General features: G+C 63.5%; 19 protein-coding genes. 7 read left to right on the top strand and 12 right to left on the bottom strand.

From position 1 onward, the window contains the following. Both B4N44_RS09715 and B4N44_RS09710 read right to left on the bottom strand, forming a co-directional pair. Positions 1 to 931, bottom strand: a 931-nt coding sequence (locus B4N44_RS09715; protein WP_296699994.1) for a protoporphyrinogen/coproporphyrinogen oxidase, incomplete at its 3' end; no start/stop codon positions are given. 3 nt (positions 932 to 934) lie between these two features. Next, on the bottom strand, positions 935 to 1,789 hold the full coding sequence (locus B4N44_RS09710) for a pentapeptide repeat-containing protein (protein WP_296699991.1): 855 nt from the start codon (positions 1,787 to 1,789) through the stop codon (positions 935 to 937). A gap of 242 nt (positions 1,790 to 2,031) precedes the next feature. On the opposite strand from B4N44_RS09710, the gene B4N44_RS09705 reads away from it, so the two are divergent. From B4N44_RS09705 to B4N44_RS09690, 4 genes are all read left to right on the top strand, one after another. Then, on the top strand, positions 2,032 to 3,309 hold the full coding sequence (locus B4N44_RS09705; protein ID WP_296699989.1) for an O-acetylhomoserine aminocarboxypropyltransferase/cysteine synthase family protein: 1,278 nt from the start codon (positions 2,032 to 2,034) through the stop codon (positions 3,307 to 3,309). Between the two features lie 175 nt (positions 3,310 to 3,484). Further along, positions 3,485 to 4,420: a bile acid:sodium symporter family protein gene (locus tag B4N44_RS09700; protein WP_296699986.1), complete on the top strand. Its 936-nt coding sequence runs from the start codon at positions 3,485 to 3,487 to the stop codon at positions 4,418 to 4,420. A 231-nt stretch (positions 4,421 to 4,651) separates the two neighbouring features. Continuing rightward, a complete protein-coding gene (msrP, locus tag B4N44_RS09695) occupies positions 4,652 to 5,611 on the top strand; it encodes a protein-methionine-sulfoxide reductase catalytic subunit MsrP (protein ID WP_296699983.1) in 960 nt (319 codons plus the stop codon). A 1-nt stretch (position 5,612) separates the two neighbouring features. Next, a complete protein-coding gene (locus B4N44_RS09690) occupies positions 5,613 to 6,257 on the top strand; it encodes a sulfite oxidase heme-binding subunit YedZ (protein WP_296699980.1) in 645 nt (214 codons plus the stop codon). A 117-nt stretch (positions 6,258 to 6,374) separates the two neighbouring features. Here the strand turns inward: B4N44_RS09690 and B4N44_RS09685 are convergent, their stop codons facing one another. The 4 genes from B4N44_RS09685 to cysZ all read right to left on the bottom strand — a co-directional run bounded on the left by B4N44_RS09685 (position 6,375) and on the right by cysZ (position 12,445). Continuing rightward, complete coding sequence (locus tag B4N44_RS09685; protein WP_296699978.1) at positions 6,375 to 6,818, bottom strand: DUF29 domain-containing protein; 444 nt, start codon at positions 6,816 to 6,818, stop codon at positions 6,375 to 6,377. A 98-nt stretch (positions 6,819 to 6,916) separates the two neighbouring features. Further along, entirely contained in the window at positions 6,917 to 9,988 is a 3,072-nt protein-coding gene (locus B4N44_RS09680) for an efflux RND transporter permease subunit (protein WP_296699975.1), read from the bottom strand. Further along, entirely contained in the window at positions 9,985 to 11,151 is a 1,167-nt protein-coding gene (locus B4N44_RS09675) for an efflux RND transporter periplasmic adaptor subunit (RefSeq protein WP_296699973.1), read from the bottom strand. The genes B4N44_RS09680 and B4N44_RS09675 overlap by 4 nt, the downstream gene beginning before the upstream one ends. Positions 11,152 to 11,263: 112 nt before the next feature. Beyond that, complete coding sequence (gene cysZ, locus B4N44_RS09670) at positions 11,264 to 12,445, bottom strand: sulfate transporter CysZ (protein WP_296699970.1); 1,182 nt, start codon at positions 12,443 to 12,445, stop codon at positions 11,264 to 11,266. Positions 12,446 to 12,850: 405 nt separating this feature from the next. Here cysZ and B4N44_RS09665 point away from each other — a divergent pair, with 405 nt between their 5' ends. Both B4N44_RS09665 and B4N44_RS09660 read left to right on the top strand, forming a co-directional pair. Continuing rightward, positions 12,851 to 14,125, top strand: a complete 1,275-nt coding sequence (locus B4N44_RS09665; protein ID WP_296699968.1) for a hypothetical protein — start codon at positions 12,851 to 12,853, stop codon at positions 14,123 to 14,125. Between the two features lie 156 nt (positions 14,126 to 14,281). After that, entirely contained in the window at positions 14,282 to 15,346 is a 1,065-nt protein-coding gene (locus tag B4N44_RS09660; protein ID WP_296699964.1) for a DUF2333 family protein, read from the top strand. A 96-nt stretch (positions 15,347 to 15,442) separates the two neighbouring features. On the opposite strand, the gene cysC is transcribed toward B4N44_RS09660, so the two are convergent. The 6 genes from cysC to B4N44_RS09630 all read right to left on the bottom strand — a co-directional run bounded on the left by cysC (position 15,443) and on the right by B4N44_RS09630 (position 21,194). Further along, positions 15,443 to 16,102 (bottom strand): adenylyl-sulfate kinase, encoded by a 660-nt coding sequence (cysC, locus tag B4N44_RS09655; protein WP_296699961.1) that lies wholly within the window; start codon positions 16,100 to 16,102, stop codon positions 15,443 to 15,445. 183 nt (positions 16,103 to 16,285) lie between these two features. Next, entirely contained in the window at positions 16,286 to 16,681 is a 396-nt protein-coding gene (locus tag B4N44_RS09650; RefSeq protein ID WP_296699959.1) for a hypothetical protein, read from the bottom strand. A gap of 17 nt (positions 16,682 to 16,698) precedes the next feature. Next, complete coding sequence (locus B4N44_RS09645; RefSeq protein ID WP_296699956.1) at positions 16,699 to 17,013, bottom strand: hypothetical protein; 315 nt, start codon at positions 17,011 to 17,013, stop codon at positions 16,699 to 16,701. A gap of 306 nt (positions 17,014 to 17,319) precedes the next feature. Next, complete coding sequence (locus B4N44_RS09640; protein WP_296699952.1) at positions 17,320 to 18,426, bottom strand: ABC transporter ATP-binding protein; 1,107 nt, start codon at positions 18,424 to 18,426, stop codon at positions 17,320 to 17,322. Beyond that, positions 18,410 to 20,125, bottom strand: a complete 1,716-nt coding sequence (locus tag B4N44_RS09635) for an ABC transporter permease (RefSeq protein WP_414718136.1) — start codon at positions 20,123 to 20,125, stop codon at positions 18,410 to 18,412. Before B4N44_RS09635 ends, B4N44_RS09640 begins: the two co-directional genes overlap by 17 nt. A 25-nt stretch (positions 20,126 to 20,150) precedes the next feature. Then, positions 20,151 to 21,194 (bottom strand): Fe(3+) ABC transporter substrate-binding protein, encoded by a 1,044-nt coding sequence (locus tag B4N44_RS09630; protein WP_296699946.1) that lies wholly within the window; start codon positions 21,192 to 21,194, stop codon positions 20,151 to 20,153. Positions 21,195 to 21,513: 319 nt separating this feature from the next. Here B4N44_RS09630 and sufB point away from each other — a divergent pair, with 319 nt between their 5' ends. Then, on the top strand, positions 21,514 to 22,959 hold the full coding sequence (gene sufB, locus B4N44_RS09625; RefSeq protein ID WP_296699941.1) for a Fe-S cluster assembly protein SufB: 1,446 nt from the start codon (positions 21,514 to 21,516) through the stop codon (positions 22,957 to 22,959). Positions 22,960 to 23,137: the final 178 nt, after the last annotated feature.

The following is a 23,137-nucleotide window of genomic DNA, read 5'->3' as shown; positions in this document are numbered from 1 at the left end:
TGGACCAACCGATGATCAAGGCCATCACGACATCGCCGTCGCCGAAATAGACCCACTGGTAGGGCATCACGCGCGGTTTCTTCACATGCAGATAGACCAGCTCGATGCCGCGATACCTGAGCTTGAAGTCCTCCCCGAGCATCCGCCCGAGCAGGGTGGCCGGCAGGGTGCTGAAGACACGGTCGCACTCGAAACGGTGCGACTCGCCGTGTCGACGATACTGGATCGCGGTCACCCGGTTCTCGGTGCGTTCGAGGCCGGTCACCTTGGATTCGAGCATCACCTCACCATGGATGTGTCTATGCATGGCGTCGGCAATCTGTCCGTAACCGCCATCGGCCGGGTAGTGAAAGGTACTGAAGAAGGTCTTGGAGCTGCGCCGGATGGTGTCGAGAAGTCCGGATGAGCGCAGCTTCTCCCGCCCCCAGGTGACCGAGAGCTCGCTGGGCGGAACACCGAACATCTTTTTCGTATAGGGTTCGAAAAAGAAGTCGTAAAGCCCTCTCCCATAGCGATTTAGGGCCAGCGCCTCGAAGGAGTCTTCCGAGAGCTTCGGACGCGCGAGAAAGCCCATGATCAAGCTGGCTGCGGTTTTTGGATCGAATTTCAGGACCAGCTCGATCGGATTGATCGGATCCGCGATCACCTTGTCCTTCATCAGGATGCGGCTGTTGCGGCGATGCTCGCGCAACGGCACCAGGGACTCGATCATCTCGACGAGCGCCTGATCTTGCGTATAGAGCCGATGGGGCGCGATATCGCAGGGCACGCCGTGCCAGTGGAAGGTGCGCGCCAGTCCACCGATCCGATCGGTGGATTCGAACAGCGTGACCCGCTTGCCCATCCGCGAGAGCAGCCAACCCAGGCTCAGTCCGGAGATCCCGGCGCCGAGGATGGCAATCCGTTCCTCACCACTTCCTTCACTAGCCATAACTTACCTGAGATTTTTCTTGTAAGAGGGATAGACGGCGTTGCGCGCCTTTGAAAAGTTGGCGAACTCCATCGTGACACTCGCCAGCTCGACGCCCGAAAAATCGGTGTTGGTGACGTCGGCGCGGCGCAGGATCGCACCCCCGAGCACGGCGTTGGTCAGGTCGACATCCGTGAGGTTGGCATTGCGAAAATTGGTCTCTTGGGCCGACACGCTGCGCAGCTTGGATCCGCGCAGATCGGCGCCCTCGAAGTTGGCCAGGTTGATGACCGTAAACCCGCCTGGAAGGGCGCTGCTTAGGTCGGCCTCGTGCATGCTGGCGCCCGCCAGATTCGCATCGTTGAGGTGACAATCGCGCAGATCCGCACCGCACAGATTGGTCTCGCGCAGATTGGCGCGGATAAAGAGCGCCTTGGTTGCGACCACGTGACACAGATCGCTGCCCTGAAAGTCGGTGCCGCGCATGTCCGCATGCCCCAGGTTGGCACCTCGCAGGTTGGCCCTTCTGACATCGGCATGACGCAGATCGGCGCGCTCGAGCGTCGCCTGCTCGAGGTTCGCGCCGTTGAGTGTCGCCGCACGCGACGGTCGCTCCGCGCCCAGATGGGCCTGCGTGAGATCGGCGTTGCTGAGGTCGGCGTCGGTCAGATCGGTCGCGATCAGGACGGCATCGACCAGCCGTGCGCCGCTCAGCAAGGCGCCGACCAGATCGCTCGACTCCAGGTTGGCGCCCGAGAGGTCCGCGCCGCGCAGATCCGCGCCGTTCAAGTGCATGTCTCGCAGATCCGCACCCGCAAGGGTGTCCGCGTCGATCGTTTCGAGGACCTGTCCAGTCTCGCGATGTTTGATCTCGACCATCTCGTTTATCCTCCGCCGTCGTTGTTGTGTTTTCGGGTGGCCGACTCGTCGCAGCCGACCCTGTAAATCTACCAGAAGCAGCCGAATCCAGGGATGACCTTATCCGGCTGCGCAGCGATGGCTCGGCATCGATCGACAGTGTCGGACCTGATGGATACCATCGGCGGGCCTTTCCGCGAATGCCGCTCGGCAGGCCGACGATCGCCTCGCCCACGACAACGACACCACCACCAGGAGCCACAATGAAGATCGAGACGCTCGCGATTCACGCCGGTTTTGCCCCGGATCCGACCACCAAGGCGGTCGCCACCCCCATCTATCAGACCACCAGCTACGCCTTCGACGATACCCAGCACGGCGCCGATCTCTTCGATTTAAAGGTCGCCGGAAACATCTACACCCGCATCATGAATCCGACCAGCGACGTGCTGGAGCAACGTGTGGCTGCGATGGAAGGCGGGGTCGGGGGCTTGGCGCTCGCCTCGGGTATGGCCGCGGTGACCGCCTCCATCTTCACCATCGCTCAGGCAGGGGACAACATCGTCGCGGTCTCGACCCTGTACGGCGGGAGCTACAATCTCTTCGCCCACACCTTGCCCCGACTCGGGATCCAGGTGCGTTTCGCCGCGCCCAACGACATCGAGGGCATGGCCGCACAGATTGACGATAAGACCAAGGCGGTCTTCTGCGAGTCCATCGGCAACCCCGCCGGCAACGTCGCGGATCTGCGCGCGATCTCGGACATGGCACATGCCCACGGCGTGCCCGTCATCGTCGACAATACCGTACCCAGCCCCTACCTGTGCCGCCCATTCGAGCACGGTTGCGACATCGTCGTCCATGCCGCGACGAAATACATGGGCGGACACGGGACCACGATCGGCGGCGTCCTGGTCGACTCGGGCAAATTCCCCTGGGCCGAGCACGCAAGCCGCTTCCCGATGCTCAACGAGCCGGACATCTCCTATCACGGCGTGGTCTACACCGAGACGCTCGGCGCGGCGGCCTACATCGCCCGCGCCCGCGTCGTGCCCCTGCGCAACATGGGCGCGGCCATCTCGCCCTTTAACAGTTTCTTGATCCTCCAAGGCATCGAGACACTGCATGTGCGCATGGATCGGCACTGCGAGAACGCGATCGCTGTGGCCGAGTACCTCAAGGCGAAACCCCAAGTCGAATGGGTCCGCTATGCCGGACTGCCCGACAGCCCGGATTATCCGCTGGTGCAGAAGTATATGGACGGCGCCAAGGCCAGCTCCATCCTGTCGTTCGGCATCAAGGGCGGGCGCGCGGCCGGTGCCCGGTTCATCGATGCGCTCAAGCTGACGGTGCGTCTGGTCAACATCGGCGATGCCAAGACGCTTGCCTGTCATCCGGCCACGACGACCCACCGACAGCTCTCGCCCGAGGAGCTGGCGTGCGCCGGCGTCTCCGAGGACCTGATCCGCCTCTCGATCGGCATCGAGCATATCGACGACATCATCGCCGATCTGGAACAGGCGTTGGCGGCGGCAGAGTAGGCTATCAGATCCGCCAGCGCGCTGTGGGTCGGACTTCAGTCCGACCCGGCGTCTCTCTATCCTGCGGTGCCTTTGTCGGGCTTCAGCCCGACACACGGCGGTTCTGCGGTTTCCGGAAATCGCCTATACCCGCCTAAACCCGATTGGTCGAAATTCGCCTCGGAGCAAGACTGGTATGACGCGCATCGCGACTTGGTTCCCGCTCTGGGCCGTCCTGGGCGCGAGCGTTGCTTATCTGTTCCCGGAGTGGCTCGTCGGGCTCAAGCCGGCGGTCCTGCCCTTGCTCGGTCTGGTGATGTTCGGGATGGGCGTCACCCTGACCCTGAGCCAGTTCGCGGCCGTCCTGCGCCGGCCCGGTCTCCTCGGACTCGGGATGGCGCTCCAGTTCGGCGTGATGCCGCTCGCGGCCTGGTCGATCGGTATGGCGATGGGTTTTCCGCCCGAGCTTCTGGCGGGCCTGATCCTGGTCGGGACGGCCCCGGGCGGAACCGCCTCGAACCTTGTCTGCTATCTCGCGAAGGGCGATGTCGCACTCTCCATCACGCTCACGACCGCCTCGACGCTCGCCGCCGTGCTGCTGACGCCGGCCTTGACCTGGCTCTATCTCGGCGAGAGCGTCCCTGTTCCCGCCCTGGAGATGTTGATCTCCATCGCCCAGGTCGTCTTGGCGCCGCTCGCCTTGGGTCTTCTGGTCAACCGCTGGCTCGGCTCGCGGATCGGACCCGTCAAGGCGGTCTTCCCGCTCGTCTCGGTCGCCGCCATCGTCCTCATCATCGCCATCATCGTCGCCCTGAACGCCGGCAAACTCGCGCATGTCGGCCTTGCAGTGGTGATCGCGGTCGCGCTGCACAACGGGATCGGACTCGCCGCCGGCTACTGGCTCGCGCGTCTGCTCGGTCGGGACGAGGCCACGGCACGCACGCTGGCGATCGAGGTCGGGATGCAGAACTCGGGACTCGCCGTCGCCCTTGCGGTGAAGTTCTTCGGCCCGGCTGCGGCGCTGCCCGGTGCCGTGTTTTCAATCTGGCATAACCTTTCGGGAGCGGCGCTGGCATCCTGGTGGTCGCGTCGACCTGCCTCGAGTCCGCCAGGGACCCGCGTCGAGCTCTGAAGCTGATGTCTGAAATCAGCGTCTCGGATGCTCGAAAGGTTTAAGAAAAATTGCTGATGAATGCTGTGGCTTAGGGATTCGATCTCAATCCTTTCGTCCCTTCGCCCTCGCGAACCGACCGATCTCGTCCCCATCTAATCGGCATGAAAGAACCCGGCGAGGCGCCGGGTCTGTTGAACGTGCGATCCAATGCCGAACGGCGAGGGCGCATCCCAGAATTCCGGAGACGACATGCTGATCAAGAAACCCGCCGATATCCTGCCCTCCGAGATCACGCCGCCGCAGGTGTGGCAGCGCCGCCGTGAGTTTTTGAAGGCGTCTGCATCCGGAATCGGTCTCGCGGCGCTCGGGTTCTCCGGTGCGGGGCCAACTCGGGTGCTTGCGGGGGAAGCGATCCCGAATGTCCGCCCGAGTCCATTCAGCACCGACGAGCCCCCGACCAGCCTCGAAGACATCACCAGCTACAACAATTTCTACGAGCTCGGCACGGACAAGACCGATCCGCAGACCAACGCCAGGTTTCTTAAACCGCGCCCCTGGACGGTCACCGTCGACGGAGAATGTGCCGCGCCCGGCGAGATCGGGATCGAGGACATCCTCGCGTCATTCACGCAGGAGGAACGCATCTATCGGCTGCGCTGTGTCGAGGCTTGGGCCATGGTGGTGCCCTGGGTCGGGTTCCCGCTCGCAGACCTGATCAAACGCTTCGAGCCGACCTCCAAGGCCAAGTATGTTGCTTTCGAGACGCTCTACGATCCGGAGCAAATGCCGGGACAGAAGCGTCGCGTGCTCGACTGGCCCTATCGCGAAGGGCTGCGGATGGACGAGGCGATGCATCCGCTGACGATTCTCTCGACAGGTCTCTACGGCGAGCTGCTGCCGAACCAGAACGGTGCGCCCTTGCGTCTCGTCGTTCCCTGGAAGTACGGATTCAAGAGCATCAAGTCGATCGTGCGGATCAGCTTCACCGAGAAGGAGCCGCCGGCGACCTGGAACCGCATGCAGGCGAACGAGTACGGGTTCTACGCCAACGTCAATCCGGCCGTGGACCATCCGCGCTGGAGTCAGAGGACCCATCGCGTGATCGGCGACGGCTGGCTGGCGAAGAAGCGCGAGACACTGCCGTTCAACGGCTACGCGGATCAGGTGGCCGATCTGTACGCCGGGATGGACCTGAAACGGTTTTACTGAGATGACTCGAAGCGAGATACTTGTGCGCTACGGCAAGCCGCTGGGCTTCCTGCTTTGCCTGGTGCCCCTCGGCTTCTTGATCTCGCGCGGGGCGAGCGGTGCGCTCGGACCCAATCCGGTCGAGGTGATCACGCATTTCACCGGTGATTGGACCCTGCGACTTCTCTTGGTCACGCTCGCGGTGACCCCTTTACGGCGTCTGACCGGGCAAGCCTGGCTGGTACGGTTCCGGCGCATGCTGGGCCTGTTCGCCTTCTTCTATGCGGTCCTGCACTTCACGACCTACCTTTGGCTGGATCGATTCTTCGATTTGGGGACGATCGCCGAGGATGTGCTCAAAAGGCCCTACATCACAGTCGGTTTCGCGGCCTTCGTTTTGATGGTGCCTTTGGCCATCACCTCCACCCAAGACTGGATCCGCCGTCTCGGTCGGCGCTGGAAGAGGCTGCATCGGGCCATCTACGCCATCGGCGTGCTCGGCGTGCTGCACTATCTCTGGCTGGTGAAGGCGGATCTCTTGGAGCCCGCAATCTACGCGATCATCCTCGCGGTCTTGCTAGGCTTGCGCGTACCCTGGGCCGATCTCGCCGCGCGGATCCGGTCGGTGAGGCGTCGGAGTCCCCGGGTCGTTCCCGAGCGCCGATAGGCCTTCTTGCAGACCGATTCCACAGCGGCCATCCTCCGCCAACTCGGTCATGATCTGCTGGAGAAGCAGTACCCGGGTGACGCCGGTCCTGCGGTCGCGACGGGGTCACCCGGTGGTTCATGCCGTGTCGTTCGTACCCGGCCAAAAATGATCGTCCATGATCTCGTCGAAGCGCCATGGATTGAGCGACGGAAACGCCGATTCAGCCAGTCCGGTCTCGTTCGCCGCAAGCAAGACGGCATCGCCGTAAGCGGCCGACAAGATCTCGGGGAGCTTCGCTTTGAGGCTTGGATTGTCCGCCAAGTGGCGGGCGATCTCGCGGCGCTGAATCCTGATGGTGCCGCGCCACGAGTTGCCTCGCAGCATCGGTTGCGCCTGCCATTTGAGCATGTGCATCAACAGGATGGCGAGTCGACTCAGGAGCTCCCTTTTCTCGCTCCGACCCATGCTTTCGATCTCCTCGGCGATGTTCTCGATGTCGGCGGCCGCGAGACGACCGGCACGCAGTAATGCGGCCTGCTCGTTGGCCCAAGCGAAGAAATCTCGATCGTAGAGAGACATCGGGGTCTCCTGCTCTTTGTAATTTGCTTGTGATCCTAGTCGCAGCGGTCGATCACGACAACGACAACGAACCGTCTCGACATATCTGCCGTGCTGCGCTAGGTCGCATCGGTCTCGGGACGCACGACGCCGATGGTCCGATGCTGAACCGGCGAGAGCAGCATGTAGAAGGCCGGCACGACGAAGAGCGTGAAGAGCGTGCCGATGCCCAGTCCGGTGATGATCACCAGCCCGATGTCGAAACGGCTCACGGCGCCCGGACCTGTGGCGATGAGGAGCGGGATCATGGCGACCAGCATGGAGACCGTGGTCATCAGGATTGGCCGCAGCCGGATCGCCGAGGCTTGCTCGACCGCCTCGCGTTTGGAGAGTCCCTCGCGCTCGCGCAACTGGTTGGAGAATTCGACGATCAGGATGCCATTCTTGGCGATCAGACCGATCAGAGTGATGAGTCCGACCTGGGTGTAGATGTTGACGCTCGCAAACCCGAGAAAGAGGAAGGCGAGGGCACCGGCGATGGTGAGCGGCACCGACATGAGGATGACGAAAGGGTCGCGCCAGCTCTCGAACTGGGCGGCCAGCACGAGATAGATGATCAGGAGCGAGAGGAAAAAGGTGACCTCGAGTGCCGCGCCCTCGGTCTTGAACTGGCGCGACTCGCCCTTGTAGTCCCAGCGCACGCCGCGCGGAAAGAGGGCGGACGCCTCCTGCTCCAGATAGGCGAGCGCGGCACCCAAGGGGACGCCGGGCGTCATGACGCCGGAGAGCGTGATGGCGTTGAGCTGCTGGAATTGGACGCGCTTGGAGGGCTCGACCTGGTCACGGATCTCGACCAGGGCCGACAGCGGGATGAGGTCGCCCCCGGCGTTGCGGACGTAAAAATCCTGCAACTCTCCGATATCGTTGCGGAAACGCTGTGACACCTGAGGAATCACCTGATAACTACGGCCTTCGAGGCTGAACCAGTTCACATAGTCTTCATTGAGCATCACCGAGAGGCTGCGTCCGAGATCGGCCATACTGACCCCCAGATCGCCTGCGAGATCGCGATCGACCTCCAGGACGGTGCGGGGCCGCTCGTACTTGATGTCCTTGCTCAGGAACATGAAGTTCCCGCTCGCCATCGCCTTGCCGAGCAACTGGTCGGCGAGTGCGTCGAGCTCGGCGACGGGGCGATCGGAGAGCACGACGAACTCCACCGGAATCCCGTTGCCGGGTGTCGGCAGGCTCGGCCTAGGGAAGACGACCGTCTGCATCCCGGTGATCTCACCGAGCATGCCTTGGAGCTGCGGCTGGATCTCCATCTGGCCACGCTCGCGCTCCGAGTGCGGGAACATCTTGAAGCCGCCGAAGGTCACGCTCTGGTCGCCGCCCATGCCGGCGATAATGAAGCTCTCCTCGTACTCGGGAAAGGACTCGAAGATGGGCAGCATCTCGTCGATGTAGCGCAGGTTCAGATCGACGGTCGCGGTCTGCGGCGTGGTACCCATGAAGAAGAGGATGCTCTGGTCTTCGGTCGGGGCCAGCTCCTTTTTGGTCATGCTGTACATGCCGTAAATGGCGGCCAGGATGACGATGGCGACCAGGAGCGTGACGCCCGGATACTCAAGCCAGCCGTGCAGTAAACGCCGATAACCATTTGAAAGATCTTTGAAGATGTGCTCGACGCGGCGCTCGAACCGGCTCTGATCGCTGCCGGCACGCAGCACGTGCCCGGCGAGCATCGGGGAGAGGGTCAGGGCAACGATGCCCGAGACCACGACGGCCCCGGCAAGGGTGAAGGCGAACTCGGTGAAGAGCGACCCGACCAGCCCGCCCATGAAACCGATGGGCGCGTAGACGGCCACCAGCGTCAGGGTCATGGCGATGATGGGCATGGCCAGCTCGCGCGCCCCGTCGATCGCCGCCTGGGTGCCGCTCTTGCCCATCTCCAGATGGCGGTGGACGTTCTCGACCACGATGATGGCGTCGTCGACCACCAGACCGATCGCCAGAACCATCGCGAGCAATGTCAAGAGGTTGATCGAGAAACCGAAGAGGAGCATGAGGAAACCGGCCCCGACGATCGACAGGGGCACGGCGACGGACGGCACCAAGGCCGCCCGGATCGAGCCGAGCGATAGAAAGATAACCAGCAACACGATCAGCACCGCCTCGGCGAGCGTCTTGAAGACTTCCTTGATGGATTCCTCGATGAACTCGCTGGCGTCGTAGGGCACGAAGGCCTTGAGCCCTTCGGGGAACTGGGTCTCGAGCTCGGGCATCAGGTCCTGCACCCGGGCGGCGACCTCGAGCGGATTGGAGCCCGGTGCGGGCTCGATGCCGATAAAGATGGCCGGGATGCCCTTGTAGAGCGTGGCCGAATCATAGGTCTTGGCACCCATCTCGACCTCGGCGATGTCGTCGAGACGGATTAGGGTGTCGTCCTGGGTGCGCACGACCAAGCGTTGGAAGTCCTCGACGCGGCTGACGTCCGTGGTCGCCGACAGATCGATCTGGACCTGATCCCCGCGCAGCCGCCCGATGCCGGCGAGATAGTTGTTCTCGGCGAGTACGCGGGCGACCTCGTCGCCGCTCACGCCCAGCGAGGCCATGCGTGCGGGGTCGAGCCAGATCCGCATCGCAAAGGTCTGGTCGCCGAAGATCTCGGCCTTGGCAATACCTTCAAGGGCCTGGAGCTGGGGCTGCACGACGCGGATGAGGTAGTCCGTGATCTGCGGGAGCGTCATCTCCTCGCTGTAGAAGGCGAGGTACATGAGCGCCGTGGAGTCGCCGGTGGTGGAGTCGATGACCGGGTTCTGCGCGGCCTCGGGCAGGACGTTCAGGCGGCTGGCGACCTTAGCCTGGATCTCGGCGACGGCCGCGTTGGGGTCATAGTTGAGGCGCATGTTCGCCTCGATGACCGACAGCCCGGCGGTGCTGGTGCCGACCAAATATTCGATCCCGTTGGCCTCGGCGATCGCTTGCTGCAGAGGCGTCGTGATGAAACCCTGGACGAGATCGCTGCTGGCGCCTGGGTAGGCCGTGGTGATGGTCACCACGGTGTTCCGAGTCTCGGGGTACTGGCGGATCTCCAGGTCCATGAAGGCGCGGATGCCGAGGATGAAGATCAGCAGGCTGACGACGGTCGCCAGGACCGGGCGGTGGACGAAGATGTCGGTGAATGTCATGTCCCCGTGTCCTCGGGAAGGCGCTCCGCTTCGCGCTCTGACTCCGTTTCGGGCTTGGTCTCGGGCTCGGATGTACCGACTGCGGGTGTGTCGTTCCGTGCATCGACGATTCGGACCTCTTGCGCGTTGCCGAGCTTCACTTGGCCGGACAAGACGATGCGCTCGCCCGCGGCGAGTCCCTCGAGCACCGCGATCTCCTCGCCGCGCACCGCGCCGGTGCGCACTTGGCGGCGCTCGACAAGCGTCTTGCCGTCCTCCTCGCGGATCACGAAGACCGCGTCTCCGTAAGTATTGAAGGCGACGGCCTCGCGCGGGATGGTGATCACGGCGTCCTCGCGCGGCAAGAGGGTCGCGACCCGAGCGAACCCGCCGGGGCGAAGCGCCAGGTCCGGATTGTTTAGGCCCGCGCGGATACGAACGTTGCGCGTGCCCTGGTCGATCCCCGGACTGATGACCCGGATGACCCCGTCGAAGGTCCGGTCAGGATGCGCAGAGACACGCACCTGCACCTGTTGCCCGACCCTCAAGAGCCCCAGATGCCGCTCCGGCAGTGCGTAGTCGACATAAATAGGGTCGAGGGTCTGGAGCGGGACAATGGACGAGCCTTCGGCGAGGAACTGCCCCAGGTCGATCCGACGGATGCCGAGTTGTCCATCGAAGGGTGCGCGGATGGTCTTCTTCTCGATCGTCGCCTGTTTGGCCTTGACCTGTGCGCGGGCCTGGTCGAGCTGCGCGCTGATCTCGTCGAAATCGCCTTGGGCGACGGCGCGGTCCTTGAGCAGCGAGCGGTTGCGGTCGACCTTGATCCGTGCTAGTCGCTCCGCGGCCTGCAGTCCCTCCAGGTCGGCGCGATCGACCTCATCGGCCAGCCTGACCAGGATGTCGCCTTTCTTGACCATGGCACCCGATTCGAAGGTGATCGCCGTGACCTGTCCGGCCACCTCGTTGTTCACCTCCACGCCCTGGATCGCCTGCAGGGTGCCGACCGCCTCCAGTGTCGGCTCCCAGGCCGTCATTGCGACCGTGACGGCAGTCACCGTCGGTGCCGGCATGGGTTGCGAGAACATGGCGATCTCGGATTGGATCTGACTGTATTTGATGTAGGCGAGGGCGCCGATCACTGCGGCAAGCACCATCAACACAAGCAAGATACGGACGAACATGGGCGAGCTGTGCCTCGAGCTGTGGAATTGCCGTTGAAGTGACCTCGGGTCGTTCGTACACCGGATCCCGGGGTTCGGGCAGATGCTCGATCCGAGCTTCGATCCGATGGCGTCAGTCCAACAGGACTTGTTTCGCCTCGTTGATCTTTGCGGCAAGGTAATCGGAGCCGCCGCGGTCCGGATGCAGCCGCTGGATCAGTCGCCGATGCGCGCCGCGTACCTCTTGCGCACCGGCATCCGGGCCGATCCCGAGGATGGCGCGGGCCTCCTCCGGCTGCATGCGCTCGACCGGTGCGCGTGGCGTTTCGGCGTGTCGGCGCCGCGGTGCCTCCGCGGTCTTGCGTCCGCGCTCGCGATCGAGATAGACCTCGAGCGCCTCGGCCGACTCGGGGTCGCTCGCGTAGCAGGCATCGAGCATCTCCACGAGGTCTCCGGTCGGCACCTGATCGAGCGGCCGCCCGGCATGTGGCCCGACCAGTACCTCGCCGCCGATTCGGCCCGAGAGGTGGTCAATGACAAGCAGGACCCAGCGCGTCGCAACGCGGGACTGGGTCGCGCCTTGGTACTGGCTAGCCCCCTTCAGCTCGCGAACCCACATGGCGGTGGCGCCCGCAACGGCGCTCGGCATCAGGATAAAATTGACTAGGGGCACCATGCTCAGCGCGGCCGCGGAAGCGCCGAAACCGAGGCTCATCGCGCGTTGTCGACCGAGACGCCGACGCATCTCCCGAAACTTCATCCCGTGGTTTCCCATCGGATAATCCGAATACTGAACGGCAAGCACCCAGGCAATGTAGAGAAACCAGAGGATCTGTCCGACCACGGGGACAAAGAGCAGGATCAGAAAAGGAATCGCCAAAACGAAGGCATAAAGAAATTTTCTGATCTCCTCGATGAGCATCGGCACGCTCTCGGCCAGCACGCTTGTGAAGGTGCTCCCTTGATCGAGCGGGCGTCCGGTGAGCAACCGCTCGACCTTTTCGGCCAAGAGGCTGTTGAAGGGGGACGCGATGAGGTTGGCCACCAAGGCGAAGAGGTTGAAGACGACGACGAGCAAGACCAAGACAAATAAGGGCCAAAGGATCCAGTCCAGCCAGCCCAGCCAGCTCGGAAGGCGCGTATCGAGGGTCACGAGGAATTGCTCGAACAGACGCACGCCTAGTGCAATGGCCGCCGAGAAGATCAGGATATTCACCGCGAGGGGGATCACGACGAACCGCCGCACCCCTGGTCGGGCGATCAGCCGGATGCCTTGGAGCAGGTATCCGGCGCCTGAGAGAGGGTTGGTTGCCATAGGGATCACGGATGTCCGAAGCCTTGAATAAACGGTTGAGTGCGAAACCGGATCCCCGAACCACGGATCGGCACGGGCGTCGGATCGCGTCTCGGCGGGCCGGCGACATCCGCGGCAGTATATATCCGGGGCGCCCGGTATGCGGCAGTCGATCCGCGTATCCCCGCAACGATCGACACGCCGCTCGGGCGCCTGCGTTTGCCGACGAGTCGCTCCCTTGCCTGGCCGGGTGTCCGGTGCTCCCGGAGCCCGAGCGCGCCATCTTTGTCGCACGCTCGATTGTCGTTGAACCGCCGATCGCGGTTCAATTGTGGTTCTCCCTTGAACCTGCGCGCCTATTCAGGCAGCCTAAGCAGGTTTTATGACCAAATCCATTTTTAACCGTCCCACACGAGGATCAACCTGATGAAAGAGGTCGTGGCCACGCTCGCACAAGCACGAGCAAAACTGGCGACTATCGATATCGGTAAGACGTCCGTCTGGACCGTGGCCGTTGTGACTGTTGTCGGAACCCTGTACGTCACGCTCGCCGACCCTTTCGCGGAACCAGCGCCGCTCTCCCCGATTCAAGTCGCCGCCAATCTCGCTGCGATCGGGACGTTGACCGTGACGGCGACGCCGGAATCGGCTGCTCCGCCTCCGGCTGCCGTGCCTGAGCCTGCGTCGAGCGATGCACAACCGGCGCCTGCGTCCGAGCCGGAAGCGCAAACCGCTGCCGTCGAGGCGACACCGGAGCCCGAGGCCGTTCCGGCGACAGCGGCCGACGCCGCTGTCGCCGAGACCGCGCCCGAGAAGGCTCCGGAGACCGAGACGCCGGCCGTCACGAGCCCTCCGGACGCCTCCGGCATGTCTCACTTTGCCCCTTTGCCCGCAGGGCCGACGGTGTCCGCGTCACCCTCGGAGACCGAGGCCGCGCCGTCTGAATCAACGGTCGAGCCGGTCGTAGAGCCGGTACCGGTCAAGGCAGCACCTCCGGCGGTACGCGCCCCGCAAGAGTACCGGATGCCCCATTTCGCGCCTCTGCCGGGATCGACCGCCACCGCTCGGCCGAGCCCCGCGGCAGCGCCCGCCTTGGCGCACCCGACCCGCCCCACACTTCCCCCCGTCCCGGATGCGCCTGCCCCGGTCGCTCCTGCCTCGCCTGCTGCTCCGCCCGTCGAGGCGCCTGCCGTCTCGGAGAAGGTGCCCGAGGCGCCGGCCGAGCCAGTGGTGTCGGCGCAGCCTGCCGCACCCGTGGATCCCGCGCCCCCGAGCGCGGCTCCTGCTCCCCTCATCGAGGTTCCGGTAGTCGTCATGCCGATGACACCGGAGCCTGTTTCCGAGCCTCCGGCGACGGAGCCGGCGTCGGCCGAAGCGCATCTGAGCGAGGCGGAGGTCGTGGAGGCGCCGGCAGTCAAGGCCCCGCCTGAATCCAAGCCGGCAGCCATGCCCGCTCAGCCGGTGGTGGAAGCTCCGTCAACGCCTGTTGCGCAAGAGACGCCTGCCTCGATTCCGGCACCCGCGGCGCCCACTGCGGCGACTGCACCGTCGAACGCGCCGACCGCTGCCGCGCCGGCGGTGCTACCCGCTCCGGTTGAGCTTGCGCCGGTTACGCCTGCTCAGGCAACGGAGGTGGCTCCTACACCGCCCGTTGTCGAGCCGATGCCGCGTTGGATGAATCACTTCAGCCCCATGCGTTAGGCCGAGATCCCCGCGCCGGACCCTCTCGATGGGCCGGTGCGGGCGTTACCCGCCAGGCACGCAACGGCGCGGACGCGAGGCCGGCACTGCCCCGAGGCTCCCGAGCGTCATCGCACGCCCGCAAACACGCAAGCCTTCGAAAACACGGAGAATGTGATGGAAAAGCCGCACCTGCCGAAGACGGTGACCGATGTCGTAAAGCTTTACGATCCGCGGACTTGGCGCGAGAAGGGGTTGTGGTGGACCGCAGGGTTGTTCGTGGTCACCTACATCCTGGTGATTACGATCCTCGGTGTCTTCTGGTCGCGCTCGCCGGCAACCTTCGACATCCGAGAAAAGACAGAGGGCCTCGCCGGCGTCGACAGGAGTGAGTCGGTGCGGCTCGTGACCGGCAGTTACACGACCGCCGCCGCAATCGGTATCGCCGAGACCCTTTTGAACAAACCCGGCGGCTATCTGAGCAACGATATGACCCCGCCGGGTGTCCTCCTCGACAATATCCCGAATTGGGAGTTCGGCGCCCTCACCGAGCTGCGGGACTTGGCCCGAGCGATGCGCAACGAGTTTTCCCGCTCCCAGACCCAATCGGTCGAGGACAAGGATCTTCAGGTGGCCGAGCCACAGTTCAGCTACGATTCCGAGTCCTGGATCCTGCCATCGACAGAGTCCGAATATCGCACCGGCATCGCTGCCATGCACCGGTATTTCGAACGTCTCAGCGACGGCAATGCCTCGGACGGGCAGTTCTTCGCGCGATCCGACAACCTGAGATCCTATCTCGCGGTGGCGGAAAAGCGTCTGGGCAGCCTGGCGCAGCGTCTCTCTTACGCCGTCGGACAGGCGTATCTGGATACCTCACTCGCGGGTGACCCAAGCGCTCGGCAGGCACGTCCGGCCGCCGGCGAGCGCGAGAACAAGACCCCGTGGATGGAGATCGACGACGTCTTCTTCGAGGCGCGAGGCTATACCTGGGCCTTGCGGCATACCCTGGAAGCCCTTTCGATCGATTTCGAGAAGGTGCTGGAGGACAAGAACGCGCTGGTCTCCCTCAAGCAGATCATCCGAGAGCTCGAGAACACCCAGAATCCGATCTGGAGTCCGATGATCTTGAACGGCACAGGTTTCGGGCCGATCGGTAATCATTCACTCGTGATGGCGTCCTACATCTCGCGCGCGAACGCGGCGATCATCGATCTGCGGAGCCTGCTCGAGAAGGGTTGACCGCAAAAACATAGGGTGGGGCGAGCGTAGCGAAACCCATCTTACGACTTGGGATTGTTCAAGATATCGACTCGGGCTGCATCGCGGCCCGTGGCGTCAGGACCTCGGCAGGATGATTTCGCTCGAGCGAAGGTAGGCGATCACCTCGTCGGCCAGGACATCCGGCGGATGGCGACCGGCATGGAGCCGGAGGTCCGGTGCAGTCGGTTCTTCGTACGGATCGTCGATTCCGGTAAATCCCTTGATCTCGCCGGCACGCGCCTTCTTGTAGAGCCCCTTGGGGTCGCGTGTCTCGCAGATCTCGATCGGGGTATCGACGAAGACCTCGATGAAGTCGCCTTCCGGCATGGCGTGCCGGATCCGGTCACGGTCCGCGCGATAGGGACTGATGAAGGCGGTCAGGGCGATGATGCCGGCTTGCGCGAAGAGATGTGCGACCGCGCCGATGCGCCGAATGTTCTCTTCACGATCGATCGCGGAGAATCCGAGGCCGAAACGCTGCGCGAACTCCTCGCCATGAACATCGCGGAGTATGCCCGGACCTGCGTTGAGTGCATGGCGGACATTATCGCCGTCCAGCACAGTGCTGTGGATGCCCTGCTGGTGGAGCCGATGGTCCAGCGTATTGGCAATCGTGCTCTTTCCCGAGCCGCTGAGTCCGGTAAACCAGATCACGCAGCCCTTGTGTCCTTTCATCGCTTCGCGATCCGCGCGAGAGACCTGATGTTCATGCCAGGTCACATTGGTGTCGTTCATGGTCGAGCCTCGAGTTTTTTAGGGTTGGCAGGCCAAGTCGGCAAAAGTCATGCGGTATACATGCTTCCGGGACGTCCGCTAAGGTCGGCCCCGCGGTGTAACCCTCTAAGCAGACAGCTCACGAGCACACGCGAGGCGCAGCATCCCGCCCGCGGTCTCGAAGCGGGATCCGAACCCCCGCGATCAGGTCCCGGGCACGCGGGGCATCGAGAATCGTGTCTCGACGGTGCCGCCGCAGCCGACGATGCATTCCTCGTACTGAATCGTGCAGATGGTCATCTCCGCAGCCGGGCAGGTGTCGGGCTTGATGCAGAGCGCCCCCGGCGTGGCGAGACAGGTCTCGTGATCCGCCGACAGTCGCGCGTAATGCATCCGACATTCCTGCTCACGCACGCGCTGGCGCTGCTCGCACTGGCCTCGGCTCAGGTCGCAGCTCGCCACGCACGTCTGTGCTCGCGGGTCGGTGGGCGTGGTCAGCTGTCGTTCCTGTAGGTGATTGGTGCATCCGGCGACGGCAAGGAACGCCAGGACGCCGATCAAAAGGTGTGGAGCGCGCGCGGAAAGGATCCAGGATGCCATCGGTGATCTCGCGTTGGTCAAGAAGGCGATTGTCGTCTGCGCAAGCGGCGACCGAGTAGATAGAGCAGCGCGCCGTTGATACCGACGCCGATCGCAAGCAAGGCAAGGTTGAGTGCAGCGGAGTCGATTCCCAGCAGCCCGCTGACCTGGCTGACGAACAGGCTCCATGGTAGCGCAAAGAGGACGAGAAATATCCCGGACGATGGATCGCCGCCGAACAGCAGCAGGGCGATCGCACCGACCGATACGGCCAGATAGCCGGCGATGAGATTGCGCATCGCCGTCGAGATCTCGGTGTGTGTGGCACTGGCCTTAAGGGGGGCTTGTGGCATGATAACCTCCTGCCGATTCGAGGATTGAACGCCGACGATCATCGGGCAGAACCGGGCCGGTACAGGTCCCATCCGACCAAACCATTGGATCGACCCGACCGATCATCCGACCGATCGACGACGGGCCGAGGAGAGACACAGATGAGCAAAGGCGAAGACAAAAAGAAGGAAGCCAAGAAGCAGCCGCTGAAGAACATGAAGGAGAAGCGGGCCGAGAAAAAGGCCAAGAAGGGCGGCCGAAGCGGCTGAGCGCAAGGGGTCCTGCATCGCCGGGATCCGACGCCATTTCCGGACCATCATCGACAATCAAGCTCGCGCCGGAGGTTCGCTGCCGATCGCGGCGTCTTCCGGCGCATCCGGCTCGGCGCTTGCGCAGGGAAAGACCACGAGATGATCCGCTTCGAGTCGGATCCCGATGTCATCCCCGAGCGCATGTTGATGATGGCTCGGGACCAAACAGAGCACCTCGGTCCCGCTTTCCAACCTCAGCTGATAGAGATACTCGGCACCGCGAAACGCGCGTTCGACCACGACCGCGCGCCGCGGGCTGGTCTCGTCATAGAGCATGTCGTCGGGTCGGATCAAGACCTCCGCCGCCGTTCCCGGTACCAAACCGTGCGGTTTGCTCCCGGCAACGCGCCCGAGCTCCGTCTTCACCCGTGTCTCGTCGACCACGACGGCCGGGAGCAACACGCCTTGGCCGATGAAATCGGCCACGAAGCGGTCCGCCGGCTCATGGTAGAGCCCGAATCCGGTTCCCCATTGTCGAATGCTGCCGTTTGCGATCACCCCGATCTGATCGGCCATGGCGAAGGCCTCGAGTTGGTCGTGCGTGACCAGGATCGCCGTTACACCCTCGCGTCTGAGTAAATCCCTCACCTCGCGTGCGAGCTGCTCGCGCAGCTCCGCGTCCATGCTGGAAAAGGGCTCGTCGAGCAAAAGGATGTCGGGGCGCGGCGCCATGGCGCGGGCGAGGGCGACCCGCTGCTGCATTCCTCCGGAGAGTTCGTGCGGATACTGGGATGCCGCTTGGCGCAGGTCTACCAGGTCCAGAAGCTCGGCGACGCGCTGCTCGCGCTCCACGCGTTTGAGTCCGCGCAGTCCGAATCCGACGTTGCGTGCGACCGTGAGATGGGGAAACAGAGCGAAGTCCTGAAACACCATGCCGACCCGCCGCTGCTCCGGGGGGAGGGTCTTGCCGGGCACCGAGACACGACGCCCGTGCAAAAGGACCTCGCCGCGGCTGACCGGCTCGAACCCGGCGATGGCACGCAGCAGGGTCGTCTTGCCGCAGCCGCTGGGGCCGAGCAGACACCCGATGACGCCTCGCTCGAGGAGGAAGGACACATCGCGCACGATCGTGGTGTCGCCATAGGCGACGCTGACGTCTCTGACCTCAAGCTGTGTCGGCATTGCGGGACTTGGTGATGGAACGGCTCAGCAGGATAACCGGAACCAAGCCTGCAAGCACGATGGTCAGTGCGGCAGGCGCGGTATCCGCCAGGCGTTCGTCGGAGGCCAGCTCGTAGGCGCGTACCGCGAGCGTATTGAAATTAAAGGGTCTTAGGATCAAGGTCGCCGGGAGTTCCTTGAGCACGTCGACAAAGACCAAGAGTACCGCGGTGAGCAGACTGCCCCTGAGCATCGGGATGTGGATGCACCGCAACACCTGCGCCGGCCGATAGCCCATGGCGCGACCCGCCTCGTCCATCGATGGCCGGATCCGTCCGAGCCCCGCCTCGACCGTCTGAAGCGCAACGGCCAGAAAGCGCGTCAGGTAGGCGAAGATCAGGGCCGCCAGGGTCCCGCTCAGCAGCAGGCCGGTGGAGATGTCGAAGGTGCTGCGCAGCCAGGCGTCCAGTGTATTGTCGAACCAGGCGAAGGGGATGATGACGCCGATGGCGATGACCGTACCGGGCACGGCATAACCGAGACCGGCGATCTTGACGGCTCCGGTGACCGTTCGCGTCGGATGCAGCCGTTTGCCGTAGCCCAGCACCAGGGCCAAGAGCAAGGCGATCAATGCGGCGATGGCCGCGAGCTCGAGGCTGTTGCGCACCAAGCGCCAGAAGGCTGCATCGTAGGCACCCTCGGCGATCGTCAGTGCCCAGGTTGCGAGCTGTCCGGCGGGGATCAGGAACCCGAGCATCAGCGGAATCAGGCAAAAGACGACGGCCGCGACGGCGCGCCAGCCGGTCAGATGGTAGCGACGGATCGATTGATGCCGCCGGCCGGTATCGTGGTAACGGGCCTGGCTGCGCGAGATCCGCTCCAGCGCGATCAGGACCAAGACGAAGCCGAGCAGCATCGCCGAGAGTTGGGCTGCGGCCGCGGCATTGTTTAAGCCGAACCAGGTGCGGAAGATCCCGGTCGTGAAGGTTTGGACGCCGAAATACTGAACGGTACCGTAGTCGGCCAGGGTCTCCATCAGGGCCAGGGTCAGGCCGGCGACGATGGCGGGACGTGCCAAGGGCAGGGCGACCGAAAAGAAGGTGCGCCAGGGGCCGTTGCCAAGTGTACGGCTGACGTCCAGCACGCACAGCGACTGACCGAGAAAGGCCGCTCGGCTGAGCAGATAGACGTAAGGGTAGAGGACCAGGGCGAGCATCAGGGCGGCGCCTTCGAGCGAGCGGATCTCGGGAAACCAGTAGTCCCCGAACCCCCATCCGGTCCAGTCGCGGAGGGTACTTTGAACCGGCCCGGCGAAATCCAGCATGCCGGTGTAGGTATAGGCGATGATGTAGGCGGGCATCGCCATGGGCAGGATCAGGGCCCACTCGAACAGGCCACGTCCAGGGAAGCGACACATGCTGGTCAGCCATGCCGTGCCGACGCCGCCGATCAGGGTGCCGAAAGCGACTCCGAGCATCAACAGCAGCGTATTGAGCACATAGTCGGCGAGGACCGTGTCGACCAGATGCTGCCAGACATCGCCGGCGGGAACCAGGACGAAGCCGACGATCACCAGAACCGGCAGGCCGGTCAAGAGTGCGATCGCGACGATGCTCGCCGACCACAACCCTCGGCGTTCATGCGAACTCACGATCGCCTCATGAAAAGGACTGCCTCTGCGTTGCGGAGGACCCGCCGAGAGGGCCCTTTCGGGCCCCATTATCGCTTCTCGAGCGGTCGCCCGTCTATTTCCAGCCGGCGCGGTCCATCAGGCGCACCGCATCCGGCCCGAATTCGCCGAGTTTGGAGAGCTGAAGGTCGTCGGCCTTGAACTCGCCCCAGGATTGCAGGAGCTCGCTGACTTGGGCGCCCGGGAGCACCGGGTACTCGCCGTTGACCTCGGCATACCAGGCCTGGGACTCGGGGCTGACGAGGAACTCGGCAAGTTTGGTTGCCGCCTCCTTGTTCTTGGCGGCGTGGGTCATTGCGATTCCGCTCACGTTGACGTGGGCGCCGCGACCGTCCTGGTTCGGCCAAAAGACGCGCATGACCTGCGCGGCGTCCACCTGACTTTGATCGCCCGAGGTCAGCATGCCGGCAAGGTAATAGGTGTTGGCGATGGCGAGGTCGCACTGCCCGGCCGCAGCGGCGGCGATTTGATCCCGATCGCCGCCTTTGGGCGGACGCGCCATGTTGGCGACGAGACCCTTTGCCCAGATCTGCGTGGCTTCGACGCCGTCGGCGGCAATCATGGAGGCGACCATCGACTGATTGTAGATATTGTCCGAGGAGCGGATACAGATACGCCCCTTCCAGGCGGCGTCGGACAGGGCCTCGTAAGTCGAGAGGCTGGCGGGGTCGACTTTGCCCTCGACATAGAGGATCGGGCGCGCTCGCAGCGACAGACCGAACCAATGACCCGCGGGGTCGCGGTAGGCCTCCGGGATCGCCTCGACCAGCACCTGACTCTCGATCGGCTGCGTCACTCCGGCCGCTTTGGCGCGATAGAGATTGCCGGCATCGACCGTCACCAGCAGGTCGGCGGGGGAGTTGATCCCCTCGCTCTCCAAGCGCTTGAGCAAGGTCTCGGCCTTGTCCGTGACCATGTTCACCTTGATGCCGGTCTGCTCCGTGAAGCGGTCGAGCAAGGGCTTAATCAGCTCTTCCTTGCGCGCGGAGTAGAGGTTGACCTCCTCGTCGGCTGCGGCGACGCTCGGCGGGACGGCGAAAATGAGCGCTGCGGCGATTCCGCCGGAGATCGAGGAGATGAGACAGCGTGATGGTTTCATGCGTACGGGCCTCCCGATGGGCCGAATGTGGGTTGCGGTTTTGGCGGTTTCCCGTCTGAAGCCAAGAATAATGGGAACTGTTCGCATTAACAAGTCCGCGCTGAATGCGTTGCGAAAATTCGAATATAATCGCGTCATTATTTGAGCGGCCGCGCAAAACCACTTGAAACCGGAGCGCGGCGCTCGGACATGGTTCTCGTCAGGATCAACGCCCGAACGATCCGATCGATTCCGAACGTCCCGCGGGATGTTGAAACCCGCTGCGAAGGGCGTATAGTAAATACCCAGTAAAACGCTCAAGAAAACGGAGCCAGGAGAGATGACCTCAACCCAAGCTGTCGACGATATCGTCCGATCCGAGTACGAGCATGGGTTCGTGACCGAGATCGAGTCCGATACCCTGCCGCCCGGTCTGGACGAAGAGGTGGTGCGTGCCATCTCCGCCCGTAAAGGCGAACCTGAGTTCATGACCGAGTGGCGGCTCAAGGCCTATCGCCACTGGCTGACCATGGCGACCCCGCACTGGGCCTCGGTCCACTACCCGCCCATCGATTTCCAGTCGATCTCCTACTTCTCGGCCCCGAAACGTCCGGAAGACATGCCCAAGAGCCTCGACGAGATCGATCCGGCCTTGCTCGAGACCTACGAGAAGCTCGGCATTCCGATCGAGGAGCAAAAGGCGCTCGCCGGGATCGCCGTGGATGCCGTGTTCGACAGCGTCTCGGTCGCCACGACCTTCCGCGCCGCGCTGGCCGACGCGGGCGTCATCTTCTGCTCCATTTCCGAGGCCGTTCACGAGCATCCGGAGTTGATCAAACAGTATCTGGGCTCGGTGGTTCCACATACCGACAACTACTACGCCGGCCTCAACGCCGCGGTCTTCAGCGACGGCACCTTCGTCTATGTCCCGAAGGGCGTGCGCTGTCCAATGGAGCTCAGCACCTATTTCCGAATCAACGCACGCAACACTGGCCAGTTCGAGCGAACACTGATCATCGCCGAAGCCGGCAGCTACGTCAGCTATCTCGAAGGCTGCACGGCGCCTCAGCGCGACGAGAACCAGCTTCACGCCGCGGTGGTGGAGCTGATCGCTATGGACGATGCCGAGATCAAATACTCGACCGTCCAGAATTGGTATCCCGGCGATGCCCAAGGCCGTGGCGGCATCTACAACTTCGTGACCAAGCGCGGGGAGTGTCGCGGAGCGCGCTCCAAGATCTCCTGGACCCAGGTCGAGACGGGTTCGGCGATCACCTGGAAATACCCCAGCTGCATCCTGCGCGGGGACGACTCGATTGGCGAATTCTACTCGGTCGCCGTCACCAAGGGTCGTCAGCAGGCCGACACCGGCACCAAGATGATCCATTTGGGGCGCAACACCAGTTCGACCATCGTTTCCAAGGGCATCTCCGCCGGCGAAGGTCAGCAAACCTATCGCGGCCTGGTACGGATCAGTCAGCGGGCCGAGGGTGCGCGCAATCACACCCAATGCGACTCCCTGCTGATCGGCGACCGCTGCAGCGCCAACACCTTTCCCTATATCGAGGTCAAGCACCCGAGTGCCAATCTGGAGCATGAGGCGACCACCTCGAAGATCAGCGACGACCAGCTGTTCTACTGCCGCTCGCGCGGATTGACCGAGGAAGACGCCGTTTCGATGATCGTCAACGGCTTCTGCAAAGAGGTCTTCAACGAGTTGCCGATGGAGTTCGCGGTCGAGGCTCAGAAACTCTTGAGTATCAGCTTGGAAGGCGCGGTCGGTTGAACCTTGTTGAACCGCGTTCGGATGGTCATGCACGCGTTCGGTCTTGCGGCGATCAACACCGTTCGCGCGACGCGCTTCGCGTCTTTAAACGACATTAAACACATCGATCGCGTCGGCGCAGACGCTTGTTGGCCATCTCTCGGGTCGATCCGACCAAAGGATCGAGGCTGTGACGCCG

The sequence above is a fragment of the Thiocapsa sp. UBA6158 genome, from assembly GCF_002423035.1.
Classification (GTDB): domain Bacteria; phylum Pseudomonadota; class Gammaproteobacteria; order Chromatiales; family Chromatiaceae; genus Thiocapsa.
Note: the sequence above shows the minus strand (reverse complement) of the source record. Positions and strands in the feature narration are given on the sequence as shown.